This window comes from Photobacterium chitinilyticum (genome assembly GCF_004104355.1).
GTDB classification, from domain to species: Bacteria; Pseudomonadota; Gammaproteobacteria; order Enterobacterales; family Vibrionaceae; genus Photobacterium; species Photobacterium chitinilyticum.
Map to the genome: position 1 here is coordinate 52,267 of NZ_RJLM01000003.1, position 18,175 is coordinate 70,441.

Genomic DNA, 18,175 nt, shown 5'->3' on the forward strand with positions numbered 1-18,175 from the left:
ATGATGAGTTTACTTATTGCTTTGATCGGACTGGTATTTGCCGGTCGACTGATCCTGAAAAACTATAATCCTCAGGCCGTACTGTTTCTTACCGGTATTGCCATGATGACCATTGCCATTTTTACCAACAACGCCGTGTTTGTCGATAAATCAACTGGCTGGATCGGCTTTGATATCTTCGAATATATTCGCAACACCTTCAGTAACCGAGCCGGTGGGCTTGGCCTTAAGATCATGCTGATTGGCGGCTTTGCTATGTTCATGTCGGCTATTGGTGCCAGTCAAGTCATGGTTAAGGTAGCAGCCAAGCCGTTAATGAAACTGAATTCGCCTTACCTGATGCTTGCCATGGCCTTCATCTTGGGGCAATCACTGTCACTGTTCATTTCCAGTGCAACTGGGCTAGGTCTGCTACTGATGGCCACACTCTATCCAGTACTGATCCGTCTAGGCTGCAGTAAAGCCGCTGTTGCCGCTGTACTCGCCAGTACATGTGCCATTGAGTTCGGGCCAGGATCAGGTAACTCTATTCTTGCCGCTCAAACTGCTGGGGTAGACATTACCGAGTTCTTTATTAACGAACAGTTACCGGTGATCAGTATTTTGATTGTGGCGGTTGCCGCTATTCACGCTCTGGTACAACGGTACTTTGACGGCAAGCTGGATCAAGCCGAGCAGTCTGTCCAATTACAGGGCGAGAAACAGGATACCGAAGCGGGTGCGCCACTTTACTATCTGCTGCTGCCCATGTTGCCGCTGTTTTTTATGCTGACATTCAGCAAAATGGGAGTAGGCACGATCAAGGTTGGCATGGCCACTGCGATTCTACTGAGCCTTTTTATCAGCCTGGTCTGTGAATATATCCGCCTAAAGCAAGCCAAACCCGTATTTGGAAAGCTACAGGGGATCTTCAATGATATGGGAAAGGTCTTTGCTACTGTGGTCACCCTGATAATCGCAGGTCAAACTTTCGCTATGGGACTAAAATCTATCGGAGCTATCGACGCCCTTTTAAACATGGCGAGCAGTGCCGGCTTTTCCGCCAGTGTTATTGTACTTTTTATGGCTGTACTGACCTTTTCAATTTCGGCCCTGATGGGTTCGGGTAATGCAGCGTTCTTCTCCTTTGCTCCTATGGTGCCGCAAATTGCAGAGAAAATCGGTACTAATGTCACCGATATGATCCTCCCTATCCAGTTATCGGCAGGCTTTGGTCGAACTATATCCCCGATTGCCGGGGTGATCATCGCTGTAGCCGGTATTTCTGGTTTGTCACCTTTTGATATTGTCCGCCGTACCCTCATACCAATGCTGAGCGGTTGGTTAATCATGCTGGTAATTACCTTTACCCGTAGTGGCCAGATAATGCAATTACTTCCCTTCCTGATAGGTATCGTCGTGCTGGTAGCAATAATAACTCTTATTATAAAAAAAAGGTCAGGACAACAAATCACCAGCGACGCTTAATAATATTAAGAAACAAAACTAAGTTTGCGGGCCATATTTGTCCATTAAAAAAAGGGCTAGGCATACAATGCCTAGCCCTTTTTCAATCCTTCAGAATTATTCTGCGAACTGTAGCAGGTGTTGCTTCACTGCATCAGACGCGAATGAATGCTCGACACTAACTTTGTAGATAGCAAAGTAATCTTCGCGGCTTAGGTCGAACTCTTCCACAACCTTGCGAACTTCATCAGTCATCGTTGTGTTAGACACAGTCCGGTTATCAGTATTGATGGTGATCAATACGCCATCTTTATGGAAAGCTTTAATCGGATGGCTACTCAGGTTGTCAACGGCCTTCGTCTGGATATTGCTGCTAGGGCAGGTTTCTAATGCCACAGCTTCATTCTTAACTAGAGCATACGCTTCTGGGTGGCCTTTGATATGAATACCGTGACCAATACGCTCCGCACCTAATAGTGATACCGCATCATGCACATTTTGACCATCTCCTTGCTCACCGGCATGGATAGTGACTCGGTATCCCTTCTCAATAGCATACTTAGCATATGGAATGAACTCATGACAAAAACCCGAGACTTCACTGCCGGCCAAATCGAAAGCAACGACACCGTCATTCAGATACTTTGCACCCGCATCAATAACTTCGTTAATACGATCTTTCGGCATTGTTCTCAGTATCGACAGGATATAGTTGCCTTTAATGTCATACTGTTCTTCAGCTTTCTTCATCCCTTTAACAACGCTACCGATGATCTGGTCAAAAGTTAGGCCGTTTTGCAAGTGAAGCATAGGACCGAAGCGCACTTCCAAATACTTGACGTTCTCTTTGGCTGCGTCTTCAAATACCTCAAATGAAATACGCTCAAGGCCTGCTTCTGTTTGCATAACAGATAGCGGCAGCTCGAAACGCATCAGGTACTCATCAAGGTTTTGACATGTCTCTGGCGCGACCATCAGTGATTTAATTTCACTAATATCTTCACTTGGTAGGGTTAAGTTTTGCTGGTGTGCAAGATCAATAATAGTTTGCGGACGAACGCTACCATCCAGGTGGCAATGAAGATCGATCTTGGGCAGGTTGAAGTAGTTCATGAGTCTCTACCTTTATTAAAATGGTACATAAAGTTACAGACTTCATAATCAAGAGTTTAAGGCTCTTGGTAGAAACTCCCAAACCATATCATTGGGATTATACGAAGCAAGTTGGCTGAGGAGTCTATCATTGTGATTAACGCCCTGCAATCCATACGGTTAGCGTATCGATTACAGTCAAAATGAACATTCTTGCTACAGAGGAAAGAGCCCTATGCGATAGCAGCAACTACGCCGCTATTGAATAGGACTCTCGTCCTCCGTGCTTACCCTTGCGCTGAAAACTACCCTTCCCTTTTTTCGCCTTCGCTACTCGGGTTCGAAATAACTTGCTCGTCACTGCTGCCTTCAGGGCATTGTCTTGAATTGTGCCGCGACCTAGCTCCGTTTGTAGCTCACTCTGCTCAGCTAACTGGACATTGTCCACCAGCTGCAACTTCTTTTTTCTTGCCATTGTTTAATTCCTTCGATAATCAATTATTGTCGAGATAGCGATAAAGTCCAGCCACCTCTGGGTGTAAATATTACCGCCGAAGAGGCAAAGAAGCAAAAAAGGAAAGCGACTACTAGCTAAAGGCTCACTCCATATGCTTTCTATAGAGCTCTAAGAATTCAAGTACGATTTCCCTCGCGACCTTCGTTTCGCAATTGGTTAAAAAAACCATTCCCGTTTGAGTGATCCGATTAAAAACCATCTCCGTCCTGATCCCTTTAACCCATCCCCCGTGGTGAACAAACCCCGTGATCCCTTTGTAGTCAAAAGTACGCCAGCCCAAACCGTAATACACGTTGCTTAGCTTGGCCCGATAACGGTACTGATTCGCTCTGATATGGGGTTTATGCATAATTTCCAATGCCGATGAACGCAACACAGAAGGGTTATGACCAAATTGTGCCAACATCCACTTTGCCAGATCTTGGGCACTGGCATTCACCCCGGCAGCAGCCGGAACCTTATAGTAGTAAGGAGCTGGTTTTACAGCTGCATAGCCTGACTTAACTTTGACGTGCGGAACAACTCTATTCGGAGTCTGCACGAACTCATCCAGCCCGTATGATGCATGGTCCATTTTCAACGGGATAAATACCTGTTCTTTGACCAAGGTAGGAAAATCCTTTCCAGAAGCCTGTGCTAACATATCCGCACTTAGGTTATACACCACGTTTTGATAGCCGTAACAATTTCCGGGTTCACAAACAAACTTCACTCGTTTAAGCGCCCGAAGTATCCGAGTATAGCGAACATTATCTTCAAGCATATCCGAATAGGCCTGAGGTACCAGCCCACTGGTGTGTGACAGCAGATGCCTCAATGTGACATTCTTACCAAGATCCGGATCACTGAACTCAATGTTATCGAGATAAGGCACCACATGGGTATCCCACTCAATAAGTCCTTTTGAGACCAGTATTGATGTCGCTGCCGAGGCAAATGTTTTTGATATCGATGCGAGAGGAAAGACCGTCGCCGAATTAATCCTCTTTTTCCCTCCGGCTTTCGTTACCCCATATCCACGCAATAACCGAATATTTCCATCAATTACAATAGCCAACGACGCACCGGGAATGCTCTGTTTCACCGACTGTTTTACATAGCTGTCGAGTGCAAAAGCTATTTCATCCTTAGGTGCAGAATATCCAGCACCATAAGGCAGCAGGAGAAGAATGACAGGCCATAATCTGTACATCACAGAAACACCAACCTTATCGAATTTTCACTAAGGGTAGTGCCAAACAGCGTCACTTCATCTTCTCTGTATTGAGAATCAAACTCGATAACAATAAAGTGTCAGCAAACATCACAAAAAAAATCATTTATAAGAAAATAGTGCAAGAAATGTACTTAATTTTCCACTATGATTATTTTATTGTTCAGTTTTGACATGGTGCACTTATTTGCTATTAGTTTATCTAAAATTATATTTTCTGCTTACAAGTGTTCGCTAAAAATAGCATTTATGCGTACAGGTGTTCGCTGAAATTATTATTTCCTGTGTACAACTGTTCGCTGAAAATAGTGTTTTATTGTGAATAAACACCACTTGTGTGAAATATAGTCAATTTATTAGATTATTTACACTATCCTTAATAAATTCGTATATTATTGATAAATAACAATAAACACTCATCGGATGAGCTGTAAAGTGAGACTTGGGGCACAAAACTTCTTTTATTGTTTCGTATAGCCGTTACAATACACCGCCTCAGCCACTTCAAGACACATATTAATAAGGTCACATAGTCATGAATGTAGTCGATTTTTTTAAACAAAAGCGTGATGTTTTATCAGTACATCCGTTCGAACTTAAAGATCTCCTATCTCCTTCCCTGCGTGACTACTGGCTTGAATTGATAAACAAAGCGAACAATAGCCAACTCGGTGTCTTAATTAAGGATCATAAACTGGCATCCAACGATGATGTTGCAGTCCCTGTCAAGCCAGTTGTTCAGCCAGCTCCTATTGTGATGAAACCTGAAGCGCAAGAGCTGCTGAATGAACTGAACGATACTCTTGGTGAGGTGATTCATGTCGGTGAGTGGCTGACTGTCGATCAAAGCCGTATCAATAGTTTTGCGGATGTCACCGAAGATCACCAATGGATTCACACCGATCCTGAACGTGCCGCTGCTGAATCACCATTTAAAACAACCATTGCGCACGGCTTTCTTACCCTGTCACTACTTTCCGTTCTAACTGACAGCGTTGATCCTGAAAATCAAAAATTCCCAACAGCAAAAATGACGGTTAATGTCGGTTTGAATCAGGTGCGCTTCCCATATCCGGTAAAAGCGGGTAATCGCGTTCGTGCCAGCACCAAAATTCAATCCGTTACACCTATCAAGCGTGGACTTGAGATTGTTCAGGAACTTACGGTTGAAATTGAAGGAGTGCGTCGTCCTGGCTGTGTCGCTGAATCCGTGATCCGTCTACACTTCTAAGCTCACACCTGAATTTATTAACCAGAATTAAAGAAGGCCATCAGATGGCCTTTTTCGATTATAGAACTTGCTCTCTATACTTTTTCAATAACTTTCAGTGCTTCTTTTTTACTCAGTGCGGAAAGCTTATCTGAGTAATTTGCAACGAAGTCTGACACAAAACCAGGATCTGTTTTGGAGTACTCTCTCAATACCCAACCTATTGCTTTTCGGATAAAAAACTCTTCTTCATGAGCTAGCATCAAGATTGTCTCTTCCAATAGAGGCACATTAGTTTCTGCCTTATGCTTGAGGTGAGCCAGCAATGAAGCTCGGCGCAACCACATATTCTCAGACAGGCGCCATTCTCTGAGTTTTTCTTCTAGCTCACGGTGCTCTTTGATCAGGCCACCGATGAGATTAGACGCTATTTTATCTACCGTATCCCAATTGCTGGCTTCTAGCAGCATCTCTTCATAAATATTGAAGGCTTCTCTGGTACGAAAAACCTTGTAATGCTCGGCAGCATCCATGGCCAAGTATTGTTCTTCCCGGTTCTCTCCAGACCAAAGCCAGAGAACTAAACGGCTATATTCCGTAAAAGTGCTCACCTTGGTATGCTCGCGAGCTTGTTTGAATATGGCCTGACGTTCGGGCGTCTTTACCCCGTAAAAGGGCTGCTCCGTCTTCATGTATGCCTGCATCGCCTTCGTATCCTCGGGGTTGCCAGCTTCGGCCATACGTTGCTGCATTAAGATCACCATGGGGATGATGAGAGACATAAGAACTTCCTTTACAACTAACTATTATTATTTTTATATTTGAACACAGTTCTTAACAGCAGAAAATTAGTTTTTGGCCGACTTGCCCTGATAGGCTAAATATTCCAGAATACTATCAATTTGCTGAAAGCTGAGATCGGTGTGATCGGGCATCTGGGTATATCTGAATTTTGAAGGCTGACGGATATACTCGCGCAAGGTGTCAGCGTCACGATAAGAAAGGATACTCCTCGGAGCGTTCAGATCCGGACCAACTTTTCCTCCTTGTTGATCTAGAGCATGACACTTCATGCACCGGTCTTTAAACAACCTGAAACCTGCGAATACACTGGTCGTTTCTTTTACACTATGTGGGTACAGTGCCGGGTATTGATTCTTGAACTCAACGGTGTCTACAGCCGCAAGCTGATAAGGCCATGGAAATGCTTGTTTCGGTGTTTGTTTACTGCCAGTCCAAACTAAATAGAAAGGCCCCGGATTTGATTGGCTACGCCCAATCAGCTCCCAACCAGGCAGATCTGCATCACGGTAAACAATATAACCTCCTTGCTCTAGTAACTTGTCAAAAGAGGAAACGGCCTGATAACCATCTAATGCGGCAAACTTCACGTCTGTACATAGCTTGCCCTCCCAAGACTTTCCATACGCCAACGCCATTACATCATGCAGTGAAAAAGCCAGATATCGCTTATCTTTACCATACTGGGGATCATAGATACTAACCTGGTGTGTCAATAGTTGCTTCTTCATTACCCCCAAAGTCAGTTCCTTAACAACTTCTCCTTCTTCAGAAAAAACAAGTTTCGCCGAATAGACATTTGCCGACCACACACACAGCAAACAAAGAATTGATAACCATTTCATCCAGAAAATCGCTCTTATCATCTTAATGCCCTTTATTCGTTCTATTTATTCAGCTATTTACTAACTACCTGATTTAGTTTGAATATAGTCAGTAATCATCAAGGGGACCAAAGCCTTGAAGACGTTGGAACTAAGGTCACAGGTTCTGTTACTTTTTCGCCATTTTTGAGCAAATAACATATCACCGACAGCAATCATATGAGCCATTAGCCAGCAGATCTCATCCTCATCGCAAGCTATAGGCCTCACCTTAGTTGACTAATACCCTTCGCCTTCCTACGTTAAATATATCAGCCACCTATAAAACCTTATTAAGTTAACAATGACATTATTCGGCTGCTCTTACATTGAACAGGGATGCCAGCAATATGGAAGCAAGAGATGTAAAAACGATCGACGATGCCAAAGCCATTATTAACGACCGTGGACTCACCCATGTCAAAGTCGGATTATTTGACAATGACGGCGTCATGCGCGGCAAATACATGTCGAAAAGCAAGTTCTTCTCTTCGCTAGAACACGGGTTTGCCTTTTGTGATGTCGTCCTCGGGTGGGATGTGAAAGATCAGCTCTATGACAACGCCCAATATACTGGCTGGCATACCGGTTATCCCGATGCACCCGTCCGTATTATTGCTGACAGCTGCCGAGATATACTCGACGAAGATGGAATGCTGCTGTTCATTGCCGAGTTTTCCGGCAAGGCTGAATCGATTTGCCCCCGAGCCACATTAAGAAAAATGATCGAAAAAGCTGACGAGATGGGATTCGATGCCTTGGCTGCGCTTGAATATGAGTTTTTCCTCTTCAATGAAACCCCGCATTCAGCAAGAGAAAAAGGCTTCAGAAACTTAGAAACTGTCACGCCAGACTGGTTTGGCTATTCAATGATCCGCAATTCAACCTATTCAGATTTGTACAAAAGCATTCTGGCCATGGCCGAGACTATGGATTTCCCAATTGAAGGAATACACTCAGAAACAGGCCCAGGGGTAATAGAAGCCGCAATAGCCGTCGACCACGCCGAAGCCGCAGGCGACAAAGCGGCCTTGTTCAAAACCTATATGAAGGTGCTCGCACAAAAACAGAACCTGCTAGCCACTTTTATGGCCAAGTGGAGCAACGACTACCCCGGCCAAAGCGGTCATATTCATCTTTCACTGATGAACAAGGACGGCTCGTCGGCATTTTATGATTCAAACCAGCCCTATGCCATGAGCCAAATACAGCGACATTTCCTCGCGGGCCAACAACGGCTAATGCCAGAACTGCTGTGCATGATAGCTCCTTCTGTCAACAGCTACAGCCGAATGATCCCAGGGTTCTGGGCCCCTACCGATGCGACATGGGGTATAGAGAACCGCACGACAGCCCTGCGCGTGATATCAGGCTCCGCCAAAAGCCAGCGGATTGAGTACCGGATCGGCGCTGCTGACGCCAACCCCTATCTTGCCCTTGCTGCAGCTCTAGGCTCAGGGCTCTATGGCATAGCAAGGGGCTGGGCTCCCTACGAAGCCGTTACTGGCAATGCCTATGAACAACCGCATCCATCCGATTTAGAACTTCCTCGCACCCTTTGGGATGCCACCCAACGCTTTAAAGCTTCACAAGCCGCACGAGAGCTATTTGGTGATGCCTTTGTCGAGCATTTTTCCGCCTCTCGGGAGTGGGAAGATCGAGAATTCAGGAAACATGTGACAGATTGGGAACTCAATCGTTATTTTGAAATCATCTGAGGCCAGCTGGCATGACAAATCAACATGATGAACACACAGTTTTAGAAACAATCTCCCCGGCGGACGATAGTATCCTTGTCACTCAGCCACTAGCTAACCAGAAAGATATTATTGAGTCGCTGGAACGGGCAAATATCGCACAAAGTCACTGGCGCCAGACTCCCCTTGCACAACGGAAAACCTATTGCAGCAGAGCAATTGATGCCCTGCTAACACACAAAGAGATGATCGCCAGCGAGATCAGTTGGATGATGGGGCGGCCAATTCGCTATAGCAGTGGCGAACTATCGGGAGTAGAAGAACGAGCGCGCTATATGATATCAATTTGTGATGAAGCGCTGGCCCCTATAAAGCTTGCTGACAAACCCGGCTTTACCCGCTATATCAAACATGAACCTCTCGGTACCGTCTTCGTTATTGCCCCCTGGAACTACCCATACCTCACGGCCATCAATTCCATCATTCCAGCATTACTTGCAGGCAATACAGTCATCCTCAAGCATTCGTCACAAACACCGCTGTGCGCAGAGCGGCTTCAACAAGCCTTTGACGAAGCTGGTCTGCCAAGAGGGATTTTCCAACATCTATTCCTCAACCATTCCAATACCGAACAACTGATCGCCAGTGAGCAAATACAGCACGTTACCTTTACCGGCTCAGTCTCCGGAGGGAAAATGGTCGAAAAGGCGGCTGCCGGACATTTCCACAATATCGGCTTGGAACTTGGCGGCAAAGACCCGGCCTATGTACGCGCCGATGCCAATCTTGAACATGCCGTTAAAACAGTCGTCGATGGGGCTCTGTTTAATTCAGGACAATCATGTTGCGGCATCGAGCGGATATACGTCGATGCAAGTATCCATGATGAGTTTGTTGTCAAAGCCAAACAGGAGATCTACACATACCAACTCGGGTCCCCACTCGAACACGACACCACCTTGGGACCACTGGTACGAACCACTGCCGCTAATTTTATTCGCGACCAAATTCAGCAGGCTATAGAAATGGGGGCAACCGCCCATATTAATGAATCTGATTTTCCGGCTAGCCAACCAGATACGCCGTATTTGGCCCCTCAGCTATTGACCGGTGTCACCCACCAAATGAGAGTCATGACCGAAGAGACATTCGGACCCGTTGTTGCCGTACAAAAGGTTCACTCCGATCATGAGGCAATCGCCCTGATGAATGACAGCGAGTTCGGGCTGACAGCAAGCATTTTCACCCGCAATACAGACCAAGCCATCGAATTGGGCGAACAACTGGATGTCGGGACCTTTTTTGTCAACCGCTGTGACTACCTTGATCCGGCGCTCGCCTGGACAGGCGTCAAGCACTCCGGTCGCGGCTATGCACTATCGAAGCTTGGGTTCGAAACCTTAACCAGACCAAAGTCTTTCCATATCAAGCACCTTCAGGAGTAACCGTTATGCTTGAGGCCCAATGGAACTACCCCACAGCTATTACCGTTGCCGAACATTGCTCAGACAAACTCGCTCAATATTGCCAAGAAGCTGGCATCAGCGCACCTTTGATGGTGACCGATCCCATCTTGGCCGACAGTAAAATGGTTCGCAACGCTCTGGGAGCGTGTCGCCTTTCAGGTTTGGCTATCCAGTTATTTAGCGGCGTACAGGGCAACCCGACAGGCCAAAACATCGAGACAGGGATCCGTCACTACCTTGAGGGCCAACATGACGGCATTATTGCTTTTGGTGGTGGTTCCAGCATAGATGCGGCCAAGGCCATAGCGTTAGCCGCCAATCAATCCCTATCGCTATGGGAGTTTGAAGACAAAGGGAACAACTGGAAAAAAGCCGACACCGATGTTATTGCACCAATTATCGCAGTGCCGACGACGGCCGGCACAGGATCTGAAGTAGGCCGTGCAGCGGTTATCACCGACGAAGAGCATCAGGTTAAAAAGATTATCTTTCATCCAAAAATAATGCCAGTTCATGTCTTGCTTGATCCTACGCTGACAACGGCACTTCCACAACCTTTGACAGCTGCAACAGGCATGGATGCCCTCTCCCATAACCTAGAAGCCTTTTGCTCACCTTCCTATCACCCCATGGCTGAAGCCATTTCCCTCGAAGCGATGCGGATGATCATGCACTATCTTCCCGTTGCATATCTTGACGGCGATAACATTCAAGCTCGTACCCACATGCTTGTAGCCTCCACCATGGGCGCCACCGCCTTTCAGAAAGGACTCGGTGCCATGCACGCCATCGCTCATTCGTTAGGTGCGGTCTACAATCACCATCATGGATTGCTCAATGCCATTTTGATGCCTTATGTACTTGCAGCCAACCAACCAAAGATAAATGAAAAAATGGGCCGCCTCGGACGGTATCTGGCTCTGACTCAGCCTAATTTTGATGGTGTCATGAAGTGGATTCTCACGCTACGACAAGAATTGAACATTCCCCATACCCTCGCCGATATCGGTATCGACAGCCAACAGGCACAGCGTATTGGAGAAATGGCAGCTTCTGACGCTGCCGCTTCAGGCAACCCCGTCCCGTTCACTGCTACACAATATACGGATATCTTTAACCGTGCCGTTGATGGCACGCTAACTAATTGAGGCGATATGATACTGGGTATTTTACTCTGTGATGATGTGAGGCCAGAGCTACAGACAAAACACGGTAACTATCCCGCCATGTTTAGTGAACTATTTAGCCAGGTCGATTCAGGTATCGTGCTCAACTTCTATCGGGTTATGGATGGCCAGTACCCTGAGTCATTGGATGAGTGTGATGCTTATATCAGTTCAGGCAGCAAGTTTAGCGTCTACGATAACATAAGATGGATCCGCACTTTTGAAGCCTTCATTCACCAGTTGTACCAGCAGCACATTCCTTTTATCGGGATCTGTTTTGGCCATCAGATGATTGCGAGAGCACTGGGAGGCGAAGTGTGTTGCTCGAACAAAGGTTGGGGGCTCGGTGTCGCCAATGTGAAATTGAATCGAGACATGGTAAGTCAACACGGTTGGCTTACTGATCCAAAGAAGGGCTATTCACTACTTGTTAGCCATCAAGACCAAATCACCGAACCGCCCAAAGACACAATTGTACTGGCAGGCAGCGAGTTTTGCCCTTACGCGATGATCCAGGTCGGCCATCATTTTCTCGGGATTCAAGGGCATCCGGAATTTACTCCAGATTACAGCCATGATCTAATCCAGCTACGTAGTGATAACTACCCGCCACAAATAACCCAAACAGCATTGGCTTCATTAAGCCAACACACCGATCATCTGGCCGTCACCCTGTGGATCATTAACTTTATCAAGCTACGCCATCTCAGCTTCTCTCGCTGAACACTTACTTATCCCGATTATTATTCGAAATATCTGAACATCTTCTTCCACATTGACCTATGGCGGTCACTAGGCATAACGGTCAATCCATGATTAGACCCTTTGTTTTATCCTTTTCCTAGGCCACAACAGCAGCCAGATATATCGAGACAAGGTAGCAAGAAAAGCACTCTACAATTAATGCGTTGGTTCACATTACAATACCGGGCAGAAGAGAAAATAACGTTACCACTCCAAACCATCATCAATCACATGACATTAATCATTAAAAACAGACTCACAAAGTAAGCGTCAAAGAAACACCACGACGCCATATTTATGACACCTATCACACCGAAATGAGAACCAATGATATTAACCGCCATTTATTGGGATAAAGATCACTGTTCGGACCAGTCTGAGCTTTCTCCTTATCAAAAAGATGGAAAAACAAAAAAAATCATAAACCACTTACTAATCAAAGAGATATAAATAGAGTATTTATACGAAAATTTAATTGGGTGCCTGATTTTTTAGTCACCATAAAATGGATTTTAATACTCACCTATTGATATTGATAATGAAAATAAGTAACCTCTCGGCCGTAATATAAACATAAGAAATATAAATAACACGGATATTGATTGAGCTGATATTGATTTCATTTTAGGTAATGAATTCGAAAAATAATCAGCCTTTAATTTGAAAGCCTCACTTGCATTGGTTACAAAGCACATTTTTATAAGATCATATTAGCCTGACAAACTTCGTTGTCTGTCCAGCTTATATAAATAGGTAGTAGAATGAATCAAAACTGGGGACTAAGAGGCAAACTATTGGCTTGCTTTTCAACGTTGGCATTCTTAATCATAGTGTCATATTCAACATATTCATACAATGTAATATACAGAACGGCAATTGATGGATTAGACTCAAAGCTAACAGCTTCTGCATATGCCTTAAATGGTTTAATTGGTGAAAATGCTCATGACACATTACCGTCAGTTTCAGATAACTACGAATCTATTAGTAATAAGATTAGTCGATTTACAAAAAAATCAGAAATTGACTGGGCTTATTCGACAATAGAGAAAAATGGAAAAGTATATTATACCTACATCAATCAATCAGATAATGAGCTAGCCTCTGGCAAGTATAAGAACTGGTACCTTGAAGAGTATAAAGTTGTTCCCCAAGGCTTACGTGATGCATTCCAAACTCATAAAATTCAGTTTGAAGAATACGAAGGTGAATTTGGAATGTGGCGTTCAGTTTTCATTCCATTTAGAAATATCAACGGCGAGTACTATGTCATTGGCGTTGATGTAGCATTAAGTTACTTAGATACGTTAAAAGATCAAATACTAGTTCAAGTTGGTATTTTTGCAGCCATTATTATTTTGATCACATTGCTAGTGACATACAATATATCAATAAGAATAGTCAAACCACTAAACTACCTTAACCGCGTATTACAGGGCTTTGCAAATGGCAACTGGGATTTAACGAGGGAAATACCGACCACTAGTCATGATGAAATCGGGAAAATAACTAAATCGTTTAATATTTTCATTGCATCCCTTCGGATTAGAATTCTGGAGATTAACGATGGCTCAAACTCCATAACAGACACATCAAAACAACTCAATAATATCTTTAATGGAATATCTGATCGTTCCACTTCTCAGGCTGAAAATGTACGCAGTAGTGCCGCTGCTATCGAGGAGTTAGCCGCCAGTATCCAAAGTGTTTCAGGCATAACAAATAGCATAAACGATCAAGCAAAACAGTTTGAAGTACAAACACAGGAAACCGTAACAAAAGTCGATCAAGCTGTAGATGGTATGGTAGATGTTCAGGAAGGGGTCAATGAACTGGCTTCAAACCTTGAAGAATTAGATAAAAGTGCCAATAAAATTAATACGATTGTTTCTGTCATTAAAGATATTGCAGATCAAACCAACTTATTGGCATTGAATGCTGCAATAGAAGCCGCTCGTGCCGGTGTACAAGGACGAGGATTCGCTGTTGTTGCCGATGAAGTACGTAACCTTTCGGAACGAACTGCTCTTGCAACAGTCGAAATCGAGAATATGCTAAAAAACATCCATCACGATACCAACATTACTTCTGAAAATATGAAGAACTCAGTTGATCTAGTCAACATAAGTACTTGTCATGCAAACGAAGCACGAAGCTCACTGATAAGCTTTACTGATGAAATTATTTCTTTACTCAATAACATGGAGCAGATATCTAACTCTATGCAGGAACAATCAGATGCAGCTCAACACTTGTCAGGCAGTGTGTCTTGTTTAAGTATAAGTGCCGATGATAATCAGATTGCAACTAAAAACTCCGAAACTGAGTTAACAGATTTGAACAATCGCACAAGTAATCTTCATGATATTGTTGGCCAATTCAAATTATAACGACAGTTGAAATAACTTCAATTACATAAAATCCACATGAGAGTATTAAATGAAATTTAAATTATCGCTTATAGCTTTTTCAATTTCTCTTGTTGCCAACAATGCCATGAGTGCCCCGTTCATTCTATCAAGTAATGATATTACACAGGAACAGCAAGCAATGCAGCCTAATGCCTGGGTTGAAGTTGATAGAGGCATTTTCGAAAATAATATTCAACTGCTTCAAAAAGAAGTTGGAAACAAGACCAAAATTTGTGCTGTGATGAAGGCAGATGCGTATGGAAATGGGATCGAAAACCTTATTCCTTCAGTTATTAATAGCAACATTTCATGTATAGCAATAGCCAGTAATGAAGAAGCCAAAATAGCCAGAAAAAAAGGCTTCAATGGTCAAATACTTCGAGTAAGAGCCGGTGCTCCTGATGAAATAGAAGCTGCTGTTAAATTTAATATTGAGGAGCTTATTGGCACCCTTGAGCAAGCTGAAGCTATCTCTAAAATCGCCAAAAAACACAATACAAGTATTTCAGTACATCTTGCTTTCAACTCTGCAGGAATGGGGCGTAACGGTATTGACCTAACAACCGATAGTGGTAAAAAGGATGCTGTCAAAGTAACAAAAACACCACGCGTTAATATTGTAGGTATGATGACCCACTTTCCGACAGAGGATTTAGATACAACAAGGCTAGGCCTAAAACGATTCATGAATGAGACTAGTTGGCTAATAGAACACTCTGACTTAAAGCGAGATGATGTAACTCTTCATGCAGCTAACTCTTACACGACATTGATGCTACCAGAAGCTCGTTTGGATATGATCCGTCCAGGAGGAGCACTGTATGGTGACACAACATCACAATTTCCAGAGTACAAAAGTATTGTATCCTTTAAAACAGAAATTGCTTCTGTTCATAAATTCCCTGCAGGTTCGACTGTTGGTTATGATAGTACCGAAATCTTATCGAGAGAATCATTACTGGCTAATCTGCCTGTAGGTTATTCTGATGGTTATCCTCGGTCACTAAGTAGAAAAGGCCATGTCTTAATCAATGGTCAAAGAGCCAAAGTCATTGGAAAGACATCAATGAATACAACGATGGTTGACATTACAGACATTAAAGGTGCAAAACCTGGAGATGAAGTCGTTCTATTCGGTCAACAAGGTGATGGCGAAATATCCAGATCAGAGATGGAAAACAAAACCGGACGACTATTATGCGATTTATATACTCTATGGGGAGGCGTTAATCCAAAGTATATAAAGTAGCCTCGATATAACAGCTAAAAGAATAATTGTCAGTAAGTATAAAACCACTAGAACACAGCTTGGCTGACACAATCTAAAGAGGGGTATCATAATGAAAGACGGTGATGATGAACAGCCTCAGTTAAACACTCATCAAAACCTAGTAGTTATCGATAAGGACAAAAAGTTCATGGGCTTTAGCGAGTTTAATAAGTACTGTGATAGTGCTGGCTGTGTACCATTTATTAATGTGTTTGATATTTATGAAAGCTGGAAGCATCTAAATAAAGCCGAAAGCCCGAAAGATGATAATCAAAACATTCAATGATATTTTTAATATAAAAGAGTTCGTTGCTCGATCTCTTTAACACTGGCTACATGACGTGTAGAAAGGAAAAAAAACGCCGCATGGATGCGGCATATAACAGTTTCATTGTTATTGCTTCACTTTAACCTTTCTTACTCAACACCAGAGCAATACCACCAAGAATCGCAGAAGAAGCCAAGAACAAGCGTATCGAAATCGACTCGCCAAGGAAAAAGACCCCACCGATTGCTGCGAGTACCGGAACACTTAGCTGAACCGTAGCAGCCGTAGTCGCCTGCAATGCAGGAAGTACGCTATACCACATCACGTAACCGATCCCCGACGCTATAGCACCGGATAAAACGGCATACCCGACTCCCGTCCAGTCTAACGACATGCTGCCGAGCATCAGAAAGCTCAACGCTAGGGAAAATGGTACGGCTCTAAGAAAATTACCAGTGGTTGCCAAAACCGGATCGACAGCCGTTTTACCTCTTATTGAATAAATCCCCCAGGCAATGCCTGCCGCCAACATTAATACCGAACCCAGCAATGGTGGAGCCGACACACCGGGTAGCAACAGCCCTAAAAGACCGCCTATCGCCAAGCTAAAACCTAGCCATTGAATAGTAGTCAGACGTTCCCCTTGCCAAAGACCGTACCCCAACATGGTTGTTTGCACTGCCGCAAAAAGCAGCAGCGCTCCAGTGGCCGCGGACAGGTTAATATAGGCAAAAGAAAAACCTGCAGCATAAATAAACAAGGCAAGTGCAGACGGCCAGTTTCCCTCTGTATGCTGAGAACTGTTTTTCCAAGTAGAAATCCACCACAACATCACCGCCCCTGATAGCATACGTATCGATGTAAAGGTGGCAGCATCTATATCAGTATCAAGCAAAGCCAGTCTGTTTAGCAGTGAGTTTCCGGCAAACGCCAACATCGCAAGCGTAGTAACAATCATCACTCTGGAAAGCTGCATTTGATTTGACGGCATAAAGCTCCCCACATAGATATCATTGTTTTCTATAGCGACTGATATAAAAAGAGCAGCGCCCACAAGTGCTGGGGAGCTGCCCTATATTATGACTGATATATCTCGCTTAACGCGCTATACCTCGACTATCACCTTCTTAGCCAACGACATCGCAAGATTATTATCGTAATACGCCGCCTCATTGATGAAGTGCGGGTAGGCTTCATAATCCCCTATCCAGCAAATTTCCTTGCCATCAAATAAGGTAAACACCGGATCGCCCGAACGTATTGGTTTGAAATCAGCATCTTGGATATTTCTATGTACCATGCCAATACGTTCCCCTTTATCATCTTCCGGTAACTTCAGCGTTTCTTCGTATTTGAATGCCTCATAGCTTGCCGGTAGCGTCGGCAAAGAACCCGTATTATGTAACTCGACATAATCAAGAATATGCTGAGTCATCTCTTCCATCCAGTCCAGTACATCCTGACGGAGTACCGACTGCGACTGCGGGCCAACTTCAACAATCACTCCCTGCTTGGTGATTGAACTCAGGAAGTAATGTTCCTCGACAGTGGACTGATCTTCCAATACCACGACGGCCTCGGGCATTTTAGCTTTAACGTAAGCGCCCATTTTGCGGTTAAACGCATCAGACTGCAGTAGGATTAGCGTCGGGCCCATATTGCTGGTTGTATTGTGCAAATCAATAATGAAGTCAGTCTTGGCATTCCCTTTCGGGCCAACCTGAAGGTTGATGGCTTTTGCCCTGCTCTGCTCATAATTAGCCAGTTCAGGATTGTTCAAATCATCAAGGCTAAACTGGCGATTCAGATCGCAATCAAGATAGCGCTTGTTTTCCTCAAACGCTTTCGGATTGGCAAAAACAGTTTGGGTCGAAAAGGAATCTCGGATAATCAACGTGGGATTTTGCTGCCACTTGCGAAGCAAGTAAATCCCGCTGAATTCGTTTCCATGCGTGCCGCCGATAACAGCAACCGAATTAATTGTATTCGTCCTTGTATTCACAGGCCTGGT

16 protein-coding genes and 1 riboswitch are annotated in these 18,175 nt (G+C 44.2%); of the genes, 9 read left to right on the forward strand and 7 right to left on the reverse strand.

The annotated features are described in order from the left end of the window. Positions 1–3 precede the first annotated feature (3 nt). A complete protein-coding gene (gene dcuC, locus EDI28_RS09290) occupies positions 4–1,467 on the forward strand; it encodes a C4-dicarboxylate transporter DcuC (RefSeq protein ID WP_128783909.1) in 1,464 nt (487 codons plus the stop codon). Between the two features lie 96 nt (positions 1,468–1,563). Here the strand turns inward: dcuC and add are convergent, their stop codons facing one another. From add to EDI28_RS09305, 3 genes are all read right to left on the reverse strand, one after another. Continuing rightward, positions 1,564–2,559, reverse strand: coding sequence for an adenosine deaminase (add, locus tag EDI28_RS09295; RefSeq protein ID WP_128783588.1), 996 nt, complete (start codon positions 2,557–2,559; stop codon positions 1,564–1,566). A gap of 25 nt (positions 2,560–2,584) precedes the next feature. Further along, positions 2,585–2,684, reverse strand: a riboswitch (purine riboswitch). A 104-nt stretch (positions 2,685–2,788) separates the two neighbouring features. Further along, on the reverse strand, positions 2,789–3,013 hold the full coding sequence (locus tag EDI28_RS09300; protein WP_128783589.1) for an alternative ribosome-rescue factor A: 225 nt from the start codon (positions 3,011–3,013) through the stop codon (positions 2,789–2,791). A gap of 124 nt (positions 3,014–3,137) precedes the next feature. Next, positions 3,138–4,247 carry a serine hydrolase domain-containing protein gene (locus EDI28_RS09305; RefSeq protein WP_128783590.1) on the reverse strand — a complete coding sequence of 370 codons (1,110 nt, stop codon included), beginning with the start codon at positions 4,245–4,247 and terminating at the stop codon, positions 3,138–3,140. Positions 4,248–4,803: 556 nt separating this feature from the next. Between EDI28_RS09305 and EDI28_RS09310 the strand changes: the two genes are divergently transcribed. Then, a complete protein-coding gene (locus EDI28_RS09310) occupies positions 4,804–5,499 on the forward strand; it encodes a MaoC family dehydratase (protein WP_128783591.1) in 696 nt (231 codons plus the stop codon). A 74-nt stretch (positions 5,500–5,573) separates the two neighbouring features. On the opposite strand, the gene EDI28_RS09315 is transcribed toward EDI28_RS09310, so the two are convergent. Then, complete coding sequence (locus EDI28_RS09315) at positions 5,574–6,260, reverse strand: DNA alkylation repair protein (RefSeq protein ID WP_128783592.1); 687 nt, start codon at positions 6,258–6,260, stop codon at positions 5,574–5,576. Positions 6,261–6,326: 66 nt separating this feature from the next. Next, a complete protein-coding gene (locus EDI28_RS09320) occupies positions 6,327–7,145 on the reverse strand; it encodes a c-type cytochrome (protein ID WP_128783593.1) in 819 nt (272 codons plus the stop codon). A gap of 347 nt (positions 7,146–7,492) precedes the next feature. Here EDI28_RS09320 and EDI28_RS09325 point away from each other — a divergent pair, with 347 nt between their 5' ends. The 7 genes from EDI28_RS09325 to EDI28_RS09355 all read left to right on the forward strand — a co-directional run bounded on the left by EDI28_RS09325 (position 7,493) and on the right by EDI28_RS09355 (position 16,182). Then, positions 7,493–8,860: a glutamine synthetase family protein gene (locus EDI28_RS09325; protein WP_128783594.1), complete on the forward strand. Its 1,368-nt coding sequence runs from the start codon at positions 7,493–7,495 to the stop codon at positions 8,858–8,860. 11 nt (positions 8,861–8,871) lie between these two features. After that, positions 8,872–10,284: an aldehyde dehydrogenase family protein gene (locus EDI28_RS09330; RefSeq protein WP_128783595.1), complete on the forward strand. Its 1,413-nt coding sequence runs from the start codon at positions 8,872–8,874 to the stop codon at positions 10,282–10,284. Positions 10,285–10,289: 5 nt separating this feature from the next. Beyond that, the gene (locus tag EDI28_RS09335; RefSeq protein ID WP_128783596.1) at positions 10,290–11,453 is read left to right on the forward strand and encodes an iron-containing alcohol dehydrogenase; all 1,164 of its coding nucleotides are present in this window, start codon (positions 10,290–10,292) and stop codon (positions 11,451–11,453) included. A gap of 6 nt (positions 11,454–11,459) precedes the next feature. Then, positions 11,460–12,194, forward strand: coding sequence for a glutamine amidotransferase-related protein (locus tag EDI28_RS09340; RefSeq protein ID WP_128783597.1), 735 nt, complete (start codon positions 11,460–11,462; stop codon positions 12,192–12,194). A 782-nt stretch (positions 12,195–12,976) separates the two neighbouring features. Beyond that, positions 12,977–14,605, forward strand: coding sequence for a methyl-accepting chemotaxis protein (locus tag EDI28_RS09345; protein WP_128783598.1), 1,629 nt, complete (start codon positions 12,977–12,979; stop codon positions 14,603–14,605). A 49-nt stretch (positions 14,606–14,654) separates the two neighbouring features. After that, on the forward strand, positions 14,655–15,875 hold the full coding sequence (alr, locus tag EDI28_RS09350; RefSeq protein WP_128783599.1) for an alanine racemase: 1,221 nt from the start codon (positions 14,655–14,657) through the stop codon (positions 15,873–15,875). 91 nt (positions 15,876–15,966) lie between these two features. Beyond that, positions 15,967–16,182, forward strand: a complete 216-nt coding sequence (locus tag EDI28_RS09355) for a hypothetical protein (RefSeq protein WP_128783600.1) — start codon at positions 15,967–15,969, stop codon at positions 16,180–16,182. Between the two features lie 121 nt (positions 16,183–16,303). Here the strand turns inward: EDI28_RS09355 and EDI28_RS09360 are convergent, their stop codons facing one another. Both EDI28_RS09360 and EDI28_RS09365 read right to left on the reverse strand, forming a co-directional pair. After that, entirely contained in the window at positions 16,304–17,155 is an 852-nt protein-coding gene (locus EDI28_RS09360) for a DMT family transporter (RefSeq protein WP_199287395.1), read from the reverse strand. A gap of 114 nt (positions 17,156–17,269) precedes the next feature. Continuing rightward, positions 17,270–18,166 (reverse strand): aspartoacylase, encoded by an 897-nt coding sequence (locus tag EDI28_RS09365; protein WP_128783601.1) that lies wholly within the window; start codon positions 18,164–18,166, stop codon positions 17,270–17,272. Positions 18,167–18,175: the final 9 nt, after the last annotated feature.